14 protein-coding genes are annotated in these 20794 nt (G+C 32.0%); 10 read left to right on the plus strand and 4 right to left on the minus strand.

The genetic code is table 11. The annotated features are described in order from the left end of the window. Positions 1-17: 17 nt before the first annotated feature. On the plus strand, positions 18-1292 hold the full coding sequence (locus ACJ6WR_RS13435) for a hemolysin family protein (protein ID WP_082001760.1): 1275 nt from the start codon (positions 18-20) through the stop codon (positions 1290-1292). Positions 1293-1370: 78 nt separating this feature from the next. Continuing rightward, a complete protein-coding gene (obgE, locus tag ACJ6WR_RS13440) occupies positions 1371-2372 on the plus strand; it encodes a GTPase ObgE (RefSeq protein ID WP_039111756.1) in 1002 nt (333 codons plus the stop codon). Between the two features lie 74 nt (positions 2373-2446). On the opposite strand, the gene ACJ6WR_RS13445 is transcribed toward obgE, so the two are convergent. After that, positions 2447-2977 carry an outer membrane beta-barrel protein gene (locus ACJ6WR_RS13445; RefSeq protein WP_039117307.1) on the minus strand — a complete coding sequence of 177 codons (531 nt, stop codon included), beginning with the start codon at positions 2975-2977 and terminating at the stop codon, positions 2447-2449. Positions 2978-3237: 260 nt separating this feature from the next. On the opposite strand from ACJ6WR_RS13445, the gene ACJ6WR_RS13450 reads away from it, so the two are divergent. Continuing rightward, positions 3238-5382: a S46 family peptidase gene (locus ACJ6WR_RS13450; protein ID WP_409415503.1), complete on the plus strand. Its 2145-nt coding sequence runs from the start codon at positions 3238-3240 to the stop codon at positions 5380-5382. Positions 5383-5518: 136 nt separating this feature from the next. On the opposite strand, the gene ACJ6WR_RS13455 is transcribed toward ACJ6WR_RS13450, so the two are convergent. Then, entirely contained in the window at positions 5519-12004 is a 6486-nt protein-coding gene (locus tag ACJ6WR_RS13455; RefSeq protein WP_409415504.1) for a carboxypeptidase-like regulatory domain-containing protein, read from the minus strand. Between the two features lie 120 nt (positions 12005-12124). Here ACJ6WR_RS13455 and ACJ6WR_RS13460 point away from each other — a divergent pair, with 120 nt between their 5' ends. The 5 genes from ACJ6WR_RS13460 to ACJ6WR_RS13480 are packed head-to-tail and all read left to right on the plus strand — an operon-like array spanning position 12125 to position 16395. Beyond that, positions 12125-12841, plus strand: a complete 717-nt coding sequence (locus tag ACJ6WR_RS13460; RefSeq protein ID WP_409415505.1) for a tetratricopeptide repeat protein — start codon at positions 12125-12127, stop codon at positions 12839-12841. Between the two features lie 39 nt (positions 12842-12880). Next, positions 12881-14242, plus strand: a complete 1362-nt coding sequence (gene murC, locus ACJ6WR_RS13465) for a UDP-N-acetylmuramate--L-alanine ligase (RefSeq protein WP_409415506.1) — start codon at positions 12881-12883, stop codon at positions 14240-14242. Between the two features lie 5 nt (positions 14243-14247). Further along, positions 14248-14943, plus strand: a complete 696-nt coding sequence (gene radC / locus ACJ6WR_RS13470; protein WP_039117352.1) for a RadC family protein — start codon at positions 14248-14250, stop codon at positions 14941-14943. Between the two features lie 2 nt (positions 14944-14945). Further along, positions 14946-15638: a YjjG family noncanonical pyrimidine nucleotidase gene (locus tag ACJ6WR_RS13475; RefSeq protein ID WP_409415507.1), complete on the plus strand. Its 693-nt coding sequence runs from the start codon at positions 14946-14948 to the stop codon at positions 15636-15638. A 4-nt stretch (positions 15639-15642) separates the two neighbouring features. Continuing rightward, positions 15643-16395: a hypothetical protein gene (locus tag ACJ6WR_RS13480; RefSeq protein WP_409415508.1), complete on the plus strand. Its 753-nt coding sequence runs from the start codon at positions 15643-15645 to the stop codon at positions 16393-16395. Between the two features lie 18 nt (positions 16396-16413). Here the strand turns inward: ACJ6WR_RS13480 and ACJ6WR_RS13485 are convergent, their stop codons facing one another. Beyond that, complete coding sequence (locus ACJ6WR_RS13485) at positions 16414-17691, minus strand: replication-associated recombination protein A (protein WP_039117300.1); 1278 nt, start codon at positions 17689-17691, stop codon at positions 16414-16416. 234 nt (positions 17692-17925) lie between these two features. On the opposite strand from ACJ6WR_RS13485, the gene ACJ6WR_RS13490 reads away from it, so the two are divergent. Both ACJ6WR_RS13490 and ACJ6WR_RS13495 read left to right on the plus strand, forming a co-directional pair. Beyond that, complete coding sequence (locus ACJ6WR_RS13490) at positions 17926-18678, plus strand: rhomboid family intramembrane serine protease (protein ID WP_409417931.1); 753 nt, start codon at positions 17926-17928, stop codon at positions 18676-18678. Between the two features lie 79 nt (positions 18679-18757). Then, entirely contained in the window at positions 18758-19258 is a 501-nt protein-coding gene (locus ACJ6WR_RS13495) for a hypothetical protein (RefSeq protein ID WP_409415509.1), read from the plus strand. Between the two features lie 90 nt (positions 19259-19348). Here the strand turns inward: ACJ6WR_RS13495 and ACJ6WR_RS13500 are convergent, their stop codons facing one another. Continuing rightward, on the minus strand, positions 19349-20794 hold the full coding sequence (locus ACJ6WR_RS13500; RefSeq protein ID WP_409415510.1) for a RagB/SusD family nutrient uptake outer membrane protein: 1446 nt from the start codon (positions 20792-20794) through the stop codon (positions 19349-19351).

Below are 20794 nucleotides of genomic sequence, written 5' to 3' on the forward strand. Positions count from 1 at the left end.
AATGTTTAAATATAAAAATGGAGATACTAATAATATTTTTTCTAATAATTTTAAATGGGGTTTTCTCAATGTCGGAGATCGCATTGATTTCGGCAAGGAAGAATAGATTAGAGACAGCTGCCAAAAAAGGAAATAAAAGTGCCAAAATTGCCCTTGATTTAGCTAATTCCCCAAATAAATTTTTATCTACTGTACAAATCGGAATTACCTTAATAGGGATTTTGACCGGTATTTATAGTGGTGATAAAATTACGATGGATGTTGAGGCTTTTGTTAGCAAATTTGAAGTTTTTCAACCTTATGCGCATTCTGTTGCTGTAGGGATTGTAGTCGTGGTTTTAACTTTCTTTTCTCTTGTTTTGGGTGAGTTGTTGCCTAAAAGAATTGGATTGAATCATCCTGAAGCTATTGCTAAAGCGGTGGCTTTGCCAATGAAGATTATTTCGATTATTACGGCTCCGTTTATTTGGTTGTTGACCAACTCGACAGATTTTTTATTGAATGTTTTGCAAATAAAACCTACTGCCGATGGTAAAGTTACCGAAGAAGAAATAAAAGCTATTATTAAAGAAGGTACTGAGGGTGGTGAAGTACAGGAGATAGAACAAGATATTGTGGAACGTGTTTTTCATATCGGTGATAGAAAAGTTAACTCGTTAATGACGCATAGAAAATCAGTTGTTTTCTTACCATTAAATTCAGATAAACAGCGTGTAAAAGAATTAATTTTAGAAGATTTACACTCCATTTATCCTGTTTATACAGAGAACTATGATGATATTTCGGGAGTTGTTAATTTGAAAACAATTTTTGCCAATATTGAAAAAGAAGATTTCAGTTTAGCTTCTATAATGACCGAAGCTCCTTTTATAATGGAGCAGACGACGGCTTATAAAGCACTAGAGAATTTTAAGAAAACGGGAATACATTATGCTTTCGTTTCTGATGAATATGGAATTTTTCAAGGGATTATAACATTAAATGATATTCTGGAAGCTCTTGTAGGAGACGCTGCCGATTTTTATAAAGACGAATTTCAGTTAATAGAAAGAGAAGATGGAACTTGGTTGGTCGATGGGCATTATTCATTGCATGATTTCCTAACTTATTTTGAGTTAGATGAATTAATTAATGATTATGAAGTTACAACAGTAAGTGGTTTAATAATGACTGAATTATCTCGTATTCCTAAAGAAGGAGAGAAATTAATTTGGCAAAAGTTTGAGTTGGAAGTCATCGATATGGATGGCGTAAAGATTGATAAAGTATTAATAAAAGCATTAAAAGGTTAACATTAAAATAGTTTTTAGTTACAGTTTTGAGTCGTAGTTTGCGCTGAAAACTGTAACTGCGACTGAATACTAAGAAATATGACAGAGGGAAATTTTGTAGATTACGTTAAAATATTTGTTTCTTCCGGTAAAGGAGGAAAAGGTTCTACGCATTTACATAGAGAGAAGTTTATTGAAAAAGGTGGTCCAGATGGTGGAGATGGTGGTCGTGGAGGTCATGTTTTTTTAGTTGGGAATAAAGGACTTTGGACTTTGTTTCATTTAAAGTTTGCTCGTCATATTAAAGCTGGACACGGTGGAGACGGTGGAGGTGACAGAAGTACAGGAGCAGATGGTGATGATAAATTTATTGAAGTGCCGTTAGGAACGGTTGTAAAAGATAAAGAAACAGGTGAAACCTTGTTTGAAATTACGGAACACGGAGAAAAACAAATCCTTTCAAGAGGAGGAAAAGGTGGTTTAGGGAACTGGCATTTTAGGAGTTCAACAAACCAAACGCCTAGATACGCACAGCCAGGTTTACCAGGTGTAGAAATGGATGTAATCTTGGAGCTTAAAGTTCTTGCTGATGTAGGATTAGTTGGTTTTCCTAATGCTGGAAAATCTACTTTATTATCAGTATTAACATCTGCAAAACCTAAAATTGCAGATTATCCGTTTACTACATTAAAACCAAATTTAGGAATTGTAGCTTATAGAGATTTTCAGTCTTTTGTAATTGCTGATATTCCTGGAATTATAGAAGGTGCTGCAGAAGGAAAAGGTTTAGGGCATTATTTTCTGCGTCATATAGAACGTAACTCGACTTTATTGTTTCTTGTTCCTGTAGATACGCCAGACATTAAAGCAGAGTACGATATCTTGGTTAATGAATTGACAAAGTATAATCCTGAAATGCTAGATAAAGAGCGTTTGTTAGTAATATCTAAATGCGATATGCTGGATGATGAGCTTAAAGCTGAGTTAAAGGTTGAGCTTGATGTTGCTTTTAAAGATATACCATATATGTTTATATCTTCTGTTGCGCAGCAGGGACTATCAGAATTGAAAGATAAATTGTGGAAAATGTTGAATGATTAATATCTGTAACGGAAATATCATAAAATAAAAAAACCACCAATTGGTGGTTTTTTATTTTATGGGGCAAGGTGTTTTTACAAACTGAAGTTTTTAGAAATACCAATGTTTAATGTTTTTCCAAAATTGAATCCAATACGTTCTTGTCTTGGGTCGTTTTTTCCATCAATGTTGTCATAGTTAAGACCTCCTATAGAGAAATTTAAACCAAAACCTCTTTTCATGTTTATGAATAAAGCTGGAGTAATGTAAGCGTACATTCCTTTTGCATCATTTATAGAGTTTTGTTGGTAACCAGATCCTATGTCAGCAAAAATTGCAAACGTTTCGTTTAATGGTCTAGAGTAACGAACAAATGCTCCAATCTTTTGATTGTTAGAATTGTCAGCAAGGTCATTGTGGATACTTCCAATAGTAGCATCTACTCCTGCAGTCCAGTTTTCTGAAAATTGGTAACCAAATCTTGGAGAAAATTCAAATGATTCAGCCTTTGCATCGCCAATTTTTTCAGAAGAATATCCTACGTTTCCTCCTACAAGTACTGACCCTTTTTGTGCAGTAGCCATTGCAGAAACAACTAAAGCAACACATAATAGTAATTTTTTCATCTCTAATATAAATTTAATTTATGCAAAAGTATAGATTTTTTTATAAGAAATTGATTATGAGTAATTTATTTTTAATAAATTATTTATTACATATTTAATTATGAAATAAAATGAATATATGAAGATAGAATTGTTTTTGATTCTGCGAAATTCATAAATATTAGGTAGGATTTGATTGATATGTTTATTTTAAGGATTGTGGTTAGATGTTTAATTGTGAAAATGCACTATATTCGCAGAACTAAAAATATTTAATACGTATGAAAAAAATAATTTTATTTTTGACAATGTGCCTTATGGCTTTTCCTGTGAGAGCAGATGAAGGAATGTGGTTCTTGATGTTTATCGAGAGATTAAACCATAGAGATATGCAGAAGATGGGCTTACAACTTACATCCGAAGAAATCTACAGTATCAACAACCATAGTTTGAAAGATGCTATAGTTCAGTTTAACGGAGGATGTACTGCCGAAATCGTTTCTAAAAACGGTTTAGTGTTAACAAACCACCACTGTGGATATGATGCTATTGCAGAACTTTCTACTGAAGAACAGAATTACTTAAAAAATGGTTTTTGGGCAAAAGATAAAAGTGCCGAAATGAAACCAAAATCATTATATGTTCGTTTCTTCGTTCGTATGGATGATGTTTCTAAAAGAATTTTATCTAAAGTAGATGATAAAATGACTGAAGCAGAAAGAAACAAAGTTATTCAACAAGAAATTGCTTTAATTGAGAAAGAAAATAATGAAGGAGGAAAATATACTGTTTCAGTTCGTCCATTCTTTCAAGGTAATGAATACTACTATTTTGTATACCAAGATTACAAAGATGTACGTTTAGTAGGAACACCACCTGAAAGTGTTGGAAAATTTGGAGGAGATACTGATAACTGGGAATGGCCACGTCATACGGGAGATTTCTCTATGTTTAGAGTATATGCTGATAAAGACGGAAATCCTGCAGAATATTCTAAAGACAATGTGCCTTTACAACCAAAACATTACTTACCAGTAAGTTTAAAAGGAGTTAAAGAGAATGATTTTGCTATGATTTTAGGTTATCCAGGAAGAACAAACCGTTGGATGCCAGCTGGTGGAATTGAGCAAAATATTAAGTATGCTTATCCTGCTTGGGTTGAAGGTGCAAAAACTGGAATGGACCAAATGAAAAAGTATATGGACAAAGATGCAACAGTTCGTTTGCAATATGCGTCTAAATATGCTTCGACAGCAAACTACTGGAAAAACCGTCAAGGTATGATTGATGCTTTAACAAAAGCAGGAACAGTAGCTACTAAAACAGAACAAGAAGATAAGTTCTACGAATGGGCTACTAAACCAGAAAATAAAGAAAAATACGAAAATGTAATTCCGACTATTAATGGTTATTATAGAGAAACGAATTTAAAAGCGACTCACGATAATTACTTAACTCAACTTTTGCGTACTTCTAGCTATGCAACGGGACCATCAAATTTAGGAAATGCATTGATTGCTTACTATAAAGAGAATGACGCTAAAAAGGCAGAAATGTTACCTAAGATTAATGCTTTAATCGAAAGTATTTATGGTGAGTTTTATGCGCCACTTGAAAAAGACGTGTTAGCTGCTCAATTAAATTTATACGCTTCTAAAGCAACTGAGTATGGTTTAGCTCCGCAAATAGCTAAAATGAAATCTGAGAATAATGGTGATTTTACTGCTGATGTTGCAAAAGCAACTGAAATAAGTTATTTCACATCTAAAGATAAAGTATTAGCATTTATGGCAGATCCAAAACCATTGGCGATTGTACACGATCCATTGTATATCATCTCTAATGATTTGTTAACTAAATACCGTACAAAAACAGACGGACAATTAAAAGCTGATGATAGTTTTGCAATTGCTTACCGTGAATTGGTAGAAGGTTTAAGAGTGTCTAAATTAAACACAATTAAATATCCAGATGCAAACTCTACTTTAAGATTAACTTACGGAAAAGTTCGTGCTTTGCCAGAAGATAAGAGAAATGATGCTAAAGTTAATAATTATACTACAATGGCCGGAATGGTTAAAAAGTATAAAGCAGGAGATCAGGAATTTGACTTACCAGCTAGATTATTAGAATTAAACAAAGCAAAAGACTTTGGTCAATATGCAGATAAAGCTGGATATATGCCAGTAAACTTCTTAACAGATAATGATATTACAGGAGGAAATTCAGGTTCACCAGTTCTTAACGGAAAAGGAGAATTAATCGGAATTGCTTTTGATGGTAATATTGAAGCTATGGCTGGAGATGTTATTTTTGATCCTAAATTACAAAGAACTATCAATGTTGATATTCGTTATGTACTTTGGATTATCGATAAATATGCAGGAGCAAAACACATTGTTGATGAAATGACAATTGTGAAATAGTTTGATTTATTTCTAAAAGTAAACCCGACAAGTTTTTGAAGCTTGTCGGGTTTTTTTATGTTTAAAAATGGGCTTCGACTTCGCCTCAGTCTGACAAAAAAATATGGTGTCTTATTTTGGAATTTTAAAACTCTTGTTAATTAACCTTTACACGAATTCCTTTGCTATGACTTGAAAATTCTGGAGCATACATACTTTCGATTGTAGAAATTCCATTAGAGAAGTTACCGCCATTGTTTACTCTAATATCATATTCCAGTACATAAGTTCCTTTATTTACCTTATCAAAGAAAAAGTGTGTTGCGGCATCTTTTGTACTCATATAATAACCCAATCGATCTTTGTATTTATATTCTGAAAGAACATTTACAGGTTCAAAACAAGAAGCTCTCATGTCTTTTAAATGAACGAATTCCATATCTTCTTTGGATGTAATTATTAATCTTACGGTAATTAAATCACCAATATTCAATGAAGATTTAGTTGTGATTTTCTGTAATTGATCTCCTTCAACTGTTTTTGTTTTGATGTATAATTCTTTAGAAACAGATAAAGCTGTATTCGGGTTTGTTTTAATTTTATCTAAATCTTCAAAATACTGCCAATACACGCCTCCAAAACCTGGAACTTTTGATTTGTTTTCTATTTTTACAGAAGCCATTTCTTTTTTTACTTCATCAGCTTTCCAGTTGAGTTTGATATAGCCAGTTGCAGCTTCTTTTTCGTTTTCGGTTAATTTTTTGGTTAGGATTTTTTCGTCCCCAATTTTAATAACAGTATTATCTTTTACACTTAACCAATCGCTGCCTTGCATTAATAAAGCATAAACTGCTTCGGTAGTAGATTTTGTAGTTGGCCAATTTTTGGTTTGTTTATTTTTTAGCAGCCAGACTTTCATTGCATCTACAGATCTGGTGTCATTATTTACTTCGGTGAAAGCCTCGATTAATAAAGCCTGAGTTTCTATAGGTGCTTGGTACCAATACCATCCCGCTTTATTAGCTATCCAATACATTCCCCAATCTTCGTTGTTAGAAGCTGTTTCTTTTAAGCTCTCAATGATTTTTTTAGCCGTTTCATTTTCTCCGAAACGATTTAAGGTTAAAGCTGCTAATCCTTTTTCGTAAAGAGAATACTTTAGCCAATCTTTTTTTGCGGTTTCTAAATACAATTTAGTTGCTTTTTTTAAAGTGTCTGATAGAGGATAATTATCTAAATAAAAACTTCTGGTATAGAGATAATGCAAATCAGAATAAGGATTAATCCAGATTAGTTTACTGGTTGCTTTTAAGTTTTTAGTTTGAGTTTTATAGTATTCTAGAAACTTGTTATCTAAAAACGGAATTCCGGTTTTGGTAATAGCATTAATTTTTTCATCATTATCTTTAGTTTTATTTAATTTAGATAAATGACCTAAACCAGCTAGAATATGTCTTGTAATATACTCGCTTTCGTCACTTCCGTCAAACCATGAAAATCCTCCAGATGTTTTTTGCTTTTGTTTTAGTTTATCAAAAGTAGCTTCTTGAGAAGTTTTCATTTTCTCCAAATCAAATAAAAGCCCTAGATTCTTTTTCTTTTCTTCTTCGCTTTGTGCATCATTTAACCAAGGAGTTTCTGCTAGAATAATTGATTTTAGTTCTTCGTTTTCTTCTAATTTCGAATTCAGTTTTCCATTCTTTCTCCAATCTTCAAAAACAGTTGCAATCTTCGGGTTACTCGAAATAATTTCGGAAGCCAAAGCATTGGCATAAAAACGAGCAAAAGTCTGTTCAGCACATTCGTGTTCATATTCCATTAAATAGGGTAAAGACTGTATGGCAATCCATGCAGGATTTGATGTGTATTCTAATGTAAGTTGGTGATTTTTTAAAGTTGTAGAAATATTGTTTTTTAAATTCTCAAGCGTATACTCTTTGGTTGAATTTTCTCGAACCCAAATTGGGATGCTTTCAGTAACCAACATATTATTAGTTAAAACAGGAAGTATGTTTTCTTCTCCATCAGAGAAGTTGCCTGATTTAGCCAGAATTTTATATTGCACACCTTGTAAACCTTCTGGAATAGAAACAGTCCAACTTGCAGTTGTATTGCCAAATGCAGGAATTGTAAAGTTTCGGATGTTTTTTGCGTTTAGCATTTTGGCATCAATAGGTTGCATGGTTACAGCATCAAAAAACTGTAAAACGGCAATTCCGGTTTTAGCTTCACCAGTAATATTTGATATTTTAGTACTGATAATAATAGTGTCTTTTTCTCTTAAGAAACGTGGGAAATTCGGTAAAACCATCAGTTCTTTTTGAGTAATAACACTTTTCTCTAAATAACCTGAAACAGCATCTTTGTTATGTGCCAATAATCGAAGTTTCCAAGCAGTTAAAGCTTCGGGAGAAGTAAAATTGAAGCTTACTTTTCCGCTAGCACCAGTTTTTAAATTAGGGTAAAAGAAAGCTGTTTCCGAAAGGTTCTTTCTTGCTTTTACTTGGGTTAGTTCTTCCAGAGCATTTTTTGTTGTAATGATTATTGCACCATTTGCTCCTTTGCTTCCGTAAAGAGCAATTGCTTGGGGAGCTTTTAAAACATCCATAGAAAGAATGTCGCTAGGGTTAAGGTTTTTAATAGAGTTTTCGGATACAACTTCACCATCGAGTATATATAAAAGATTACTATTTGGGTCAAGAGAACCAGCTCCTCTTATTGATATTCCTTTTACTATTCCCGATAAAGTGCCTGCAGTATTATATACTTGATTATCTGCTTCAACTTGAAGGCTTTCTGAATTGACTTTTGTAACGGCAGAAGTAAGCGATCTTTTTTCTCTTTTAATACCATACGCAGTAACTACAACTTCTTGTAAACTCTGTGAAGCTTCCTCTAAAATAATATCAATGTTTTTTTTGTTTTGTATAATAATTGATTGACTATCGTATCCTATAAATGAAAAGACTAATTCTTCACCATTTACAGCTTCAATCTCGTAATAGCCATCAAAATCAGAACTGGTGCTTCTCTGAGTATTTTTAATGGTGATTGATACGCCTGGAATTGGCAAGCCTGTGTTGTCTGAGATGACTCCAGAAATCATTTTAGCGTTTAAAGGTTTTTTGATTTTTTTATTGAGTTGTCTTTTATATTCTCTTTGAAGATATAAGGCGCTATTACTGTTGTTGAAATCAAATCCGAACCAAATTAATTTAATGCTTTCGTTTTTAAAATCTATACGATTTGAGGGATTATTCAAATTAGAAAGGGTAACGTTGATTTTTTCAAACCCTAACAGTGATTTGTAGGTATTTCCATTACTATATTCATCAAAAGTTAAACCATTCCATTCTTTCGTGCTAAATTGATCTAGAGAGCTATCATACATTGATGCGAGTACTTCGGATTCCTTTTTAGTATCAATACCTTTCAATTTGAAAGACCAGTTTTCATTGCTTCCTGGTTGTATCTTACTTCTAAATGTTTCTACATTAAATTTTAATTGTGGATTTTCAGTTTTTAGAAATACAGAAAGATTAGAACTAAATCTTTCATTTTCGAATATGCTTTCAAAGTTGATGTTTGCCAAACCTTGAAAATTTTTTCTTAAAGGGATTTTAATAATAGTTTCGTTGTTTAGAAGATGATAAGTCTCTTCATGAAAAGTGGAGCTATTGTAGTTTCCAGTTGCAGTGATATACAATTCAGGAATAACAGATGAAAGTTTTATTAATGCAAAGCCATCTTTTTTTGCGTCTGTATTAATTTGTTGTACAGTAAATAATTTACTAGCATCAAATTTGTCTTTGCTTTGTGTTAGTTCAAAATTTGAAACATCTTCGATAAGATTATTAAAGTTGTCTTTTGCTGAAAAAATAATTTTATAACTTCCAGATTTGTAATTTGAAATAAAATCTAAAGGAATAATCTTATCTTTTTCGGTATCAATATTTTTTGAAAAGACTAAGGTTTCAGGTGTTGTTTCTTTTAAATTTTGATTGTTTTCGTAAGGAAATGATTTTTCAAAATCTTGAGAAGAGATTCCTTCAATATCTGGCTGAGGAAAAATTCTTCCTTTAAATTTAGATGATTGTGGGTTGATAAAATATATCTTCAATTCGCCTTTTACAGCTAGAAACTCACCATTTAAGTTGGTGCTGTTAAGTTTGATTTCGTTTTTGTTTTTGGTTTCAATTTCAGGAGTAATTAAAGCTTTAAGTTCTAAATTATGATAACCCACTTTTAGAGTCGTTTCAGATTCATGTGTTTCGCCATTTATATCTGTAACATTAGCGGTTATTTTGTAATTAAAAATAGGGAGTTGTTCTTTTATTGCGTTTTTAGAAGGTAGCGCAATAAATTCAATTATAAATTTTCCTGAAGCATCAGTTTTAGTCTCACCACTAGCAATAATTTCATTTTGTTCTTGGGAATAATAGTTTCTAAAATAACGAGTGTATCTACTTATTGTATAAGTTACGTTTGCATCAGAAATGTTACTTCCTGCAAATGCTTTTGCATTGCCCTTTATCTTTATTGTTTGGTTAAGTTGGAAGCTTTCCTTTTTAGGCTCAAAAGTGACTTCAAATTTTGGTCGTTTGTATTCTTCAACTCTAAACTCGATTTGAGAGTCTTCAAAAATAGCATTGTCCCAAAATGGGTGCTCATCTTCTTTTTTGTTGTAAACGGCATCATTTTCATAATCATCCGGTTCTTCAGCTTTTATTTTGTAGTTTCCGGTAAGACCTGTTTTTGGGAGTACAAATTCGCCAGAAAAAGAACCAAATTCATTTGTAGTCACATCAAATTTTTTGAATTCGTTGTCATCGGCATCTTCAATTATTATGGCAAATTTTGTATTTACAATGGCAGATGTTTTTTGTTTTATTTTCTGAACAGCTATTCCTTTGTAATATACAGTTTGTCCAGGACGGTAAATGGCGCGGTCTAGATAAAATTCAATTTTTCCCTTAGAAGCTTTTTTATCTTCTGATGAATACTCGTTATTATAGTATAAGTAGTTTTTTTTAATCGAGAGGGTATCATGTGTGTTATATAAATTTATAACCTCATAAGTTGAATTGTCCTTTGGTTTATTAAAAACGGCAACACCGTCCTTATTGGTTTTGATGTTGAAAGTTGATGATTGGATGGTTACATTTTCTAATGGTTTTCCTGTTTTTCTGTCTAAAACCTGATAGATTTCTGATTTAATATTTTGCGATGCTAAAACAGCTAGGTTTGAAATTGTAATGGTTTCAAAAGTAAAAGCTTTTCTGTCTTTTGAATCGGATTCGCTTTCAAAATAGGCTAAATATGAACCCGTTTTTAGTTGAGGAAGTAGTACTTCAGTTGAATATTCTAAAAAATCCTTTTTATTGGTAAGAGAATAAGATTTTGTAATAATGGGCTGTTTGTTTTTAATAATGAAGTTTTTTACACTATCTCTTCTTGAATTATATCTTTCTAATTCAGAAATTTGATTTTGTGTTACTTGATAAAATGAAATTTTAAAATTTTCAACATTTTTGTATCGTATAAATGCTCGTGTACTTTCATTGTTATAACCGTATTTTTGAAGCTCTACATTTAAAGTTTTATTTAAAATGATTTCTTTTTTTTGGATTGCTAATTTGTAGGCATTCGAACGATTGTTTGTCTTTAGGACGCTATCTAAAGTTACAATTGCTTGAATGTTATAATCGGGATGGTCTTTTTTGGAGACATTTTCAGATAAATAAGAAGCTTTTTCTAATTGGATTTTTTGGATTAAAAGTAGGTCAGTTGAGTTTTTTTGAAGAGATATTAATGCCTGAAAATATTCGTTATCTGAATTTATTAAATATTGTTTACAAAACTGAATTCGTTGCCATAAGTTTTCTGCATCAGGATTGTTTGCTTCTTGTTTTTGATATAATTTTAAAGTCAATTTTAAATTTTCGTTTGTTACAAAGTCAAAATTCAGCTTTAAAAAAGTGTTTGACTTTCCTAATAAATCTTTTTTGTAAGGAGAAAAATCGCTTTTTTGGATTTCCCACTGGCGAATTTTTTGTGTATAAATTGCTATGTTTTCTGATATGACATAGTCTAATAAACTCATGGCTCTGAACTTCTCTAAAGTTGAATAATCAAAAATGAGTTCGTATTTTATTAAAGGTGTATTCTTTAAAAATGTTTCGTTTTCTAGAGAGTTCTTCAGCGCTAGATTAATTTGATCTGTAAAGTTGTTTTGGGACCATGTCAAAAAATCTTCATTTAAAAAAGTAACATTTGTTCTTCTTCTAATTTTATAATCATTTCGACTAGAATAATCATTCAAACATTTAGCGTAAACTAAATTTAAAATTGCTTTTGATGGGATTGATGCTCGATTAATTTCAAATTTTAAGTTGTTCAGAATTTTTGACTGAGCATTTTCGTCAACAACTTGTAGGTATTTTGAGTTATAAAAAAAGCATTTTATAATCTGTACTTCGTCTTTATTGGCTACAGCCTTTTTGTAAATTTTTGAAACAATTTCGTTGGCGGTTTTTATTTTGCCGAGATTTTCGTTTTCAATTACTTTATTCCAGTTTTTTTCATATTGTTGCCCAAATAGAGAGGTAGAAATTAGTAATAAGACAAAATAGATATTCTTCATAAAAACGGGTTTAGTATTATTTTAAAAGATTGATGTAGTATTGAAAATAAATCTCGTACAAATTACTAATTTATACTTAAAAAGAAATGATACGTTTTATATTTCCACTATTTTTGAAGAATGAAACAAATAATGATTGTCTTTCTTTTACTTCCGACCCTAATATGGTCGCAATCTAATTTTGAGAAAGCGCAAAAGTTATTTGAAGCGCAAAAGTTATTTGAAGCGCAGAAATTTGATAAAGCTGAAACACTTTTTGAATCAGTTTTAAAAGAAAAACCGTCAGATTTAAAAGCAATTGAATATTTAGGAGATATAGCTACTCAGAATAAAGAATGGGATCAAGCTGTTGGGTATTATAAAAAATTAAAGCAACTAAAACCATCTGGAGCTAACTATTTCTATAAATATGGAGCGGCTTTAGGGATGAAAGCTCTTGGAGTAAGTAAGTTTAAGGCTTTTGGAATGATAGATGAAGTAAGAGGTTCGTTTGAACAAGCAATCGTACTTAACCCCAAACATATAGAAGCACGTTGGGCACTTATAGAATTAAATTTGCAATTGCCAGGAATTGCTGGTGGTAGCCAGAGTAAAGCTATAAAATATTCAGATGAATTGTTAAAACTGTCACCGATAGATGGTTATTTGTCAAGAGGACACATTGATGAATATTTTAAAAGATATTTGGATGCAGAACGACAATATAAACATGCCATTATTGTAAGTAAATCAAAAGCCAGTTACCAAATGCTTGCTAATTTGTATCAGAAAAAAATGAATCAACCTGAAAAGGCCAAAACAACTTTGGAAGAATATAAAAGAACCAGCATTAATTAACTGATCAATATAAATAAACGAATAACCGAACAAACTAAAATGAGAACACATTTTATCGCCATAGGTGGGAGTGCAATGCACAATCTGGCATTAGCATTACACAATAAAGGATATCAAGTTACAGGAAGTGATGATGCAATTTTCGAACCTTCGAAATCGCGCTTGGAGAAAAAAGGAATCTTGCCTCTGGAAATGGGTTGGTTTCCTGAAAAAATTACTTCAGATATCGAGGCAGTAATTTTAGGAATGCACGCTAAGGCAGATAATCCAGAATTGCTAAAAGCTCAAGAATTAGGATTGAAAATTTATTCTTATCCGGAGTTTCTATATAAACAATCAAAGAATAAAACACGTGTTGTTATTGGTGGTTCTCACGGAAAGACTACAATAACCTCGATGATTTTGCACGTAATGCATTATCATAATATCGAGGTCGATTATATGGTTGGAGCACAATTAGAAGGATTTGATACTATGGTGCATCTTACCGAAGAGAATGATTTTATGGTTTTGGAAGGAGATGAGTATTTATCTTCACCTATAGATAGAAGACCTAAGTTTCATTTATATCAACCAAATATTGCTTTGATTTCTGGAATTGCTTGGGATCATATCAATGTTTTTCCTACTTATGAGAACTATGTAGAACAGTTTGAGATTTTTATTGAAAAAATTACAAACGGAGGGATATTGGTTTATAACGAAGATGACTCTGAAGTGAAACGTGTGGCAGAATCAGCTACGAACCCAATTAGAAAATTACCATATCATACACCAAATTATACGGTAAGCGATGGAGTAACACTTCTTGAAACGCCTGAAGGAAATATGCCTATTGAGGTTTTTGGAGCTCATAATTTGAACAACTTAGCTGGAGCAAAATGGATTTGCCAAAATATGGGTGTAGATGAAGCCGATTTTTATGAAGCAATTGCTAGTTTTAAAGGTGCATCTAAACGATTAGAAAAAATAGCAGAGGCAAAGAATAGAGTAGCTTATAAAGATTTTGCACATTCGCCAAGCAAAGTTGCAGCAACAACAAAAGCAGTAAAAGAACAATACCCAAATCGTAAATTAGTAGCTTGTTTAGAGTTGCATACGTATAGTAGTTTAAATGCTGACTTCTTAAAAGAATATGAAGGGGCTTTAGAATATGCAGACGTTGCTGTTGTTTTTTATTCGCCAGATGCAGTAAAAATAAAACAATTAGAAGAAGTTACTTACGAACAAATTGCTACAGCCTTTAATCGTAAAGACTTGATTATTTACACTAATCCAAAAGATTTCAAAGATTATTTATTCAATTTAGATCTAGAAAATTCGGCATTGTTATTAATGAGTTCTGGGAATTATGGAGGATTGAACTTTGATGATGTAAAAGGATTAATTACAATATTATAATGTTAATGGAAGAAAGTTCTTTTATATCTATATCCAATTGGTCTGAAGACGATAAACCACGTGAAAAATTGATGCTAAAGGGCAAAGATGTTTTAAGTGATGCCGAACTAATCGCTATTTTGATTGGTTCAGGAAGCAAAAATGAATCGGCTGTTGATTTGAGTAAAAGAATTCTTTCTAGTGTAGATAATAACCTAAATGCTTTAGGTAAATTATCTATTACACAATTAATAGGCTTTAAAGGAATAGGTGAGGCTAAGGCTATTTCTATTATAGCTGCAACAGAATTAGGACGACGTAGAAGGGCAGAGGATGTTGTAGATTTAATCAAGATTACATCGAGTAAAGTAGTTTTTGAAATCATGCAACCTATCATTGGAGAATTACCACATGAAGAGTTTTGGGTTGTGTTTTTAAATAATTCAAATAAAGTTATTTCAAAATCACAATTGAGTAAAGGAGGAATTACTGGAACTCTTGTAGATGTTAGGTTGGTTTTTAAAATGGCACTTGAAACAGGAGCAACTTCATTGATTTTATGTCATAATCACCCTTCTGGATCATTAATTCCTAGTGAACAAGATAAAGAAATTACAAAAAAGCTTAAATTGGCAGGCGAAAGCTTAGATATTAAAGTGTTAGATCATATTATAATTATTGAAACTGGATATTACAGTTTTTTAGATGAAGGAATTTTTTAAGAATGAAAAATAATACCATAATTACAGATGTTTTTTTTGATTTAGATCATACGCTTTGGGATTTTGATAAAAATTCTGAATTAGCATTTGAAAGTATTTTGAAAAAAAATCACCCTACAATTGAAGTCAATGCTTTTATAGAAAAGTATATTCCAATAAATCAGGCTTGTTGGAAATTGTATCAAAATGATGAAATTTCGCATATAGAACTACGTTATAATAGGCTAAAGCATACTTTTGATGCTTTAGATTACGTTGTTTCAGATAGTTTAATTGATGAAATGGCCGAAGAGTATATTCAGTTATTACCATTAAATAATTATCTTTTTGATGGGGCAATTGAAATTTTAGAATACTTAAAAGATAAATACAGATTGCATATCATTACAAACGGATTTGCAGATGTCCAGTATAAGAAAATATCAAATTCAAATATTGAAACCTACTTTCAGACAATAACAAATTCTGAAAATGCAGGGGTAAAGAAGCCTAATCCTATCATTTTTGAATATGCCTTGAATTCTGCTAATTCTAAAAAAGAAAATAGCATCATGATTGGAGATTGTTTGGATGCCGATGTTCAAGGAGCTTTAAATGCCGGACTTGATGTAATCTTCTTCAATGATAAAAAAGTAGAAGCACAACATAATATTAAACAAATTAATCATTTATTAGAACTTAAAAATTACTTATAAAATTATGAAAACAAAAATCTTATTATTACTTATATTTATTTCAAGCTATGGCTTTTCTCAGTCAGTGAATGATTACAAAGCAGTAATTATTCCGTTGAAATATGATTTTATGAAAACTGATAATCAATATAGGTTAGCTACGCTTACCAAGTTTAATTTAAATAAAGCAGGTTTCGAAGCATTTTATGCTAATGACGCAATTCCGCAAGACTATAACAGATGTGATTTGTTAAATGTAGATGTTATTAGAGATAATGGTTTTTTGGTAACAAAACTGTATGTAGTACTTAAAGATTGTTACGGAAAAATTGTTTTTACATCAGATATAGGAAAGAGTAAAACCAAAGATTTTGATGGAGCATATTCTGAAGCCTTAAATCAAGCTTTTTTATCAATTAATGCATTGCATTATAAATATAATGGAACAAAAGCTACGACAACTAATAATCAAACTTCAGTGAATAATCAGGTTGCAGTTGCTCCTGTTGCTGTAACAACCAATGCTGCTGTTGTTAATACAGTTGTAAACAATAATGATCCTAATTTATTGTATGCACAACCTACAGAAACAGGTTATCAATTAATCGATAAAACGCCAAAAGTAGTTATGAAATTAATGAAAACGTCTCGTCCAGATTCTTTCATCGCTATAAAAGGAGATATTCAAGGTTCTCTAAATGCTAAAGACAACGAATGGTATTTTGAATACTATAAAAATGATAAATTAGTTTCAGAAAAAGTTATCGTAAAATTCTAAACTAATTTCAGACGGAGTTTAATAACCGTATTTATCTTTCCAACGATTCCTCAAAAATTCCCGGTTGCTATTCTCTCTAGAATTGTTGCCGGGATTATATATTACAGTCTCAGATAATGCGTCTGGTAAAAATTCTTGCTCAGCAAAATTATTTGCATAATCATGCGAATATTTATAATCATCTCCATAACCTAACTCCTTCATTAACTTAGTTGGAGCATTACGTAAATGTATCGGAACTGGCAAATCTCCAGTTTGTTTTACCAACTGCTGCGCATTACCAATTGCCATGTAGGATGCGTTGCTTTTAGGCGAAGTTGCCAAATAAATCGCACACTGACTTAGTATTATCCTACTTTCAGGATAACCAATCGTAGCAACAGCCTGGAAAGTATTGTTTGCCATTATAAATGCGGTAGGATTTGCATTTCCTATATCTTCACTCGATAGAATAAGCATTCTTCTCGCAATAAATTTTACATCTTCACCACCTTCAATCATTCTGGCTAACCAGTAAACAGCACCGTTAGGATCGCTTCCGCGTATTGATTTTATAAATGCCGAAACGATATCATAATGTTGTTCACCGCTTTTGTCATACAAAACAGTATTTTGTTGTACAAGTTCAAAAACACGATCGTTGGTTATGGTTATTTCATCATCTGGCGATGCGTTTATGACCAATTCAAAAATATTTAGTAGCTTTCTTCCATCGCCTCCGGAAAGTCTCAATAAAGCTTCAGTTTCTTTTAAGTTTATTTTTTTTGAAGCCAAGACAACATCCGTTTTCATGGCGCGATGCAATAATAATTCCAAATCACTTTTTGTAAAAGCATTCAAAATATAAACTTGACATCGGGAAAGTAAAGCGGGAATTACTTCAAAACTTGGGTTTTCGGTTGTTGCGCCAATAAGTGTAATCCAGCCTTTTTCAACAGCAGCCAAAAGTGAATCTTGTTGGGACTTACTAAAACGATGAATCTCATCAATAAACAAAATCGGATTTTTGGCTGTAAATAAACCACCGCTTTGTTTCGCTTTTTCTATAACATCACGAATATCTTTTACCCCTGAATTTATAGCGCTTAATATATAAAAAGGACGTTTGGATTCTTGTGCTATGATTTGTGCCAAAGTTGTTTTTCCAGTACCAGGTGGTCCCCAAAACAGCAATGAAGGAATAATTCCTTTTGCGATTTGTTGAGTTAGTGAACCATTCGGTCCAACCAAATGACTCTGACTAACGTAGTCTTCTAATTTCTGAGGTCGTATACGTTCTGCTAATGGTGCTTCCATTTTGTAAAATTACTATTTTCAATTTTAATTTATTGCCACATTTAGTTTTTTTAGGAGCTTTTCCAACTCTTCACTCTATCTTTATTATTACTAAAGAAGTAATAATAAAGGATGCCGTTGCGATCTGGGCTAAAAAGGTGTTTAATTGCAGCATTGATATCTGACAAAATAGCATTAAATTTATTTTGGATAAATTTTTGACTTGAATTTAGTTGTTAATCATAATCATATACAATAGTGGAAAAAGATTTCAAATTTACCAATTCGGTTATTGCGCTACCATTGTTTTCTGTGCTGCTCTTATGGATTGTATATTGGTTGCAAATTCGTTATGATTTTGATTTTTACGAATACGGTATTTATCCAAGAACATTTACAGGTTTACAAGGTGTAATATTTAGCCCTTTTATCCACGCCGATATTAGCCATTTGTATAATAACTCCATCCCATTACTAGTTTTGTTAGCTGCGCTTCAGTTTTTTTATCCAAAGCAAACTATTCCTGTAATTGTTTATGGAATATTATTTTCAGGATTAATTACTTGGGTTATTGCAAGACCTAATTATCATATTGGAGCAAGTGGATTAATTTATGTTTTGGTAAGTTTTATCTTTTTTAAAGGAATTCAAACAAAATATTACCGCTTGGTTGCTTTGTCGCTTTCAGTGATTATGCTTTATGGAGGCATGATTTGGTACGTTTTTCCCGAAGTAGATGCTTCAATCTCTTGGGAAGGGCATCTGGCAGGTTTTATAACAGGGTTTGTGATGTCAATAAGATTTAAAACTCCCGAGTATCAAAAGCCTCTTTTGTATGATTGGCAGCAGCCAGATTATAATCCAGAAGAGGATGATTTTATGAAACATTTTGATGAAAATGGAAATTTCGTCAATACCGAAATTCCTGAAGAAGCACCATATTTTTATTCCGATGTTTTAGTAGAGTATACCGTTGTAAATCGTGATGAATCAGATGATAGTCTCTAATTATTAGTTCATTACTAAATCTTATTTTTTTAATGAGTATTTTTGTTAGAATAATTTAATTCTTTCAAAAACTCTGGATATGAAAAAGATAAGTTTGTTAGTAGGGTGTTTATTTTCAATACCGATGGTTTTTGCGCAATGTGAAATCCATAATCGAATCCAGGCAGATGGTTCTATGTTTTATTATATTAAACCAACACCATTTTATACCACAGAATCAAAATCTTTAAAAATAAATATTGTAACCGATAAAGAGAATTATTTTATTGCTTTGCAACCAACTCCATTTCCGCCAAAAGAAGTGGGAAAAAATATAAAAGATGATTTATCGTTGGAATTATCAAACAAGATAAAATATAAATTAAAGCATTACGATACCCAATACTTAAAACAAGATTCTATTTTGCAAGTGTTGTATATAATTGACAAAAATGATTTGAAAGCATTTTCTACTTACGAAGCCGTTACTGCTAGTATTAATATGGAAGGAACAGAGTTTGTCAGGGATTATGACTTTAAGTTACATAAGAGTGCAATCATAGAGCAGTTAAATTGTTTTCTTAAAGAGGAAGAGAAATAGCTAACAAACTGATTACTTTTTTTGAATAGCGTGTATAAAAAAACCATCCCAAATTTGGGATGGTTTTTATGTTTATAAGAACACCAGGAATTATAGTGGGCTTTGTACAATTAATGTATTTGCATCTATTTCTGCTTGTGGAACCTGGAAGGTAAATTTATTATCACCAGCAGGGATGTTGAATTTTCCAAAAGATGCATGATTAGATCCAGCATAATCTCTTACTAAAGGAAGACCTAAACGTTTCATGTCAAACCAAGCAAATCCTTCGCCCCAAAGTTCTACTCTTTTTTGAAGAATGATTTCATTGATTAAGGCTGCACCAGTATTTGTAGATTTTACGTAAGAAGGGTCTCTAGTTACTGTAATATCGTATAAAGTTTGAGCTGCTTGGGCTTCGTTTCCTGATCTTGCATAAGCTTCAGCTTCGATGTAGTACATTGCAGCTGCTCTTAAGTAAATATAGTCACCACCATTAATTGTAGGGTCTCTAAATTTTATGTTGGCATATGCTGGTAATGCAGGATATGTTGGGTTTCCTCCTGGAGCTACAAATGCTTTTTTTCTGTAATCAGTAGGAGAGATAGCGTCATATAGTCTTTTGTCTATATTTTTATAAATTCCACCGCCCCCTGCATAAGCAGAACCGTTAGTATTGTCAAAATGCCCAAAGAAACTAGCTACAAAGCTACTTTCTGAAGAAGTTAATGCTACTCCCCACATAGTGTCTTTATTATTTACATCATAAAAACCAGTATTCCATTCAGCTTCACTTAATAAAGGATACCCTTGTCTTGCTGCATTTGCTAGTGGAGCTGCTTCTGCATATTTTCCCATTTCAAGATAAACATCTGCTAAAAATGCCTGAGCAACAGATTGATTAACTGCAGAAGTATTTCTACGTACATAAGTTTGTAATAAAGGAATAGATTCCTTTAAATCTTTTTCTATTAAAGTGTAAACTTCATTAACAGTTGATCTAGGATGTGAATCTAGTGTTACATAAGTGTAAATAGGTACTGATAAGTCTGTTTGATGTCCTACATAAGTTGGCCCATACATACGTGCTAGCATAAAGTAAAAGTAACCTCTTAAAGCTAATGCTTCTCCTCTAATGTTTTTCAATTTTTCAGTTGTTGCTGCTTCTGCTGGTATCGCAGTTAGTACTTTATTTAGAGTCTTAATTTGTGGATAGTATGTACTCCAAGCAAGTTTAGATCTAATACTTGTTTGTTGCCTTCCTATATAGTTGTAGAAAGATCCATACCAGCTTGATTTTGTTTGCACAACATCATTTGACATTATATCTGTTGCGGCAAGAATGGATTTTTGTCCATAATCTTCATGATTCGCTCCAATAGATAAACCGTATGATCTTAATGCTGAATGGACTCCATTTATAATTGCAGCATTCGCTTCAGCCGAAGTTGCAATTTGTTCGTCATTATTTGTTGATTCAGGTGTTGTGTTTAGGAATTCTTTATCACAACTTGTTAACATCAACAAAGATAATGCTATAGTTAATATTTTTTTCAT

Source organism: Flavobacterium sp. PS2 (genome assembly GCF_046250155.1).
Taxonomy (GTDB): domain Bacteria; phylum Bacteroidota; class Bacteroidia; order Flavobacteriales; family Flavobacteriaceae; genus Flavobacterium.

Excerpts from the sequence above, each read along its gene's own strand:
- obgE (WP_039111756.1), top strand. The coding sequence starts at position 1,371 with ATGACAGAGGGAAATTTTGTAGATTACGTTAAAATATTTGTTTCTTCC.
- ACJ6WR_RS13485 (WP_039117300.1), bottom strand. The coding sequence starts at position 17,691 with ATGGAAGCACCATTAGCAGAACGTATACGACCTCAGAAATTAGAAGAC.
- ACJ6WR_RS13495 (WP_409415509.1), top strand. The coding sequence starts at position 18,758 with ATGAAAAAGATAAGTTTGTTAGTAGGGTGTTTATTTTCAATACCGATG.
- radC (WP_039117352.1), top strand. The coding sequence starts at position 14,248 with ATGGAAGAAAGTTCTTTTATATCTATATCCAATTGGTCTGAAGACGAT.
- ACJ6WR_RS13455 (WP_409415504.1), bottom strand. The coding sequence starts at position 12,004 with ATGAAGAATATCTATTTTGTCTTATTACTAATTTCTACCTCTCTATTT.
- ACJ6WR_RS13500 (WP_409415510.1), bottom strand. The coding sequence starts at position 20,794 with ATGAAAAAAATATTAACTATAGCATTATCTTTGTTGATGTTAACAAGT.
- ACJ6WR_RS13460 (WP_409415505.1), top strand. The coding sequence starts at position 12,125 with ATGAAACAAATAATGATTGTCTTTCTTTTACTTCCGACCCTAATATGG.
- ACJ6WR_RS13450 (WP_409415503.1), top strand. The coding sequence starts at position 3,238 with ATGAAAAAAATAATTTTATTTTTGACAATGTGCCTTATGGCTTTTCCT.
- ACJ6WR_RS13475 (WP_409415507.1), top strand. The coding sequence starts at position 14,946 with ATGAAAAATAATACCATAATTACAGATGTTTTTTTTGATTTAGATCAT.
- murC (WP_409415506.1), top strand. The coding sequence starts at position 12,881 with ATGAGAACACATTTTATCGCCATAGGTGGGAGTGCAATGCACAATCTG.
- ACJ6WR_RS13480 (WP_409415508.1), top strand. The coding sequence starts at position 15,643 with ATGAAAACAAAAATCTTATTATTACTTATATTTATTTCAAGCTATGGC.
- ACJ6WR_RS13435 (WP_082001760.1), top strand. The coding sequence starts at position 18 with ATGGAGATACTAATAATATTTTTTCTAATAATTTTAAATGGGGTTTTC.
- ACJ6WR_RS13445 (WP_039117307.1), bottom strand. The coding sequence starts at position 2,977 with ATGAAAAAATTACTATTATGTGTTGCTTTAGTTGTTTCTGCAATGGCT.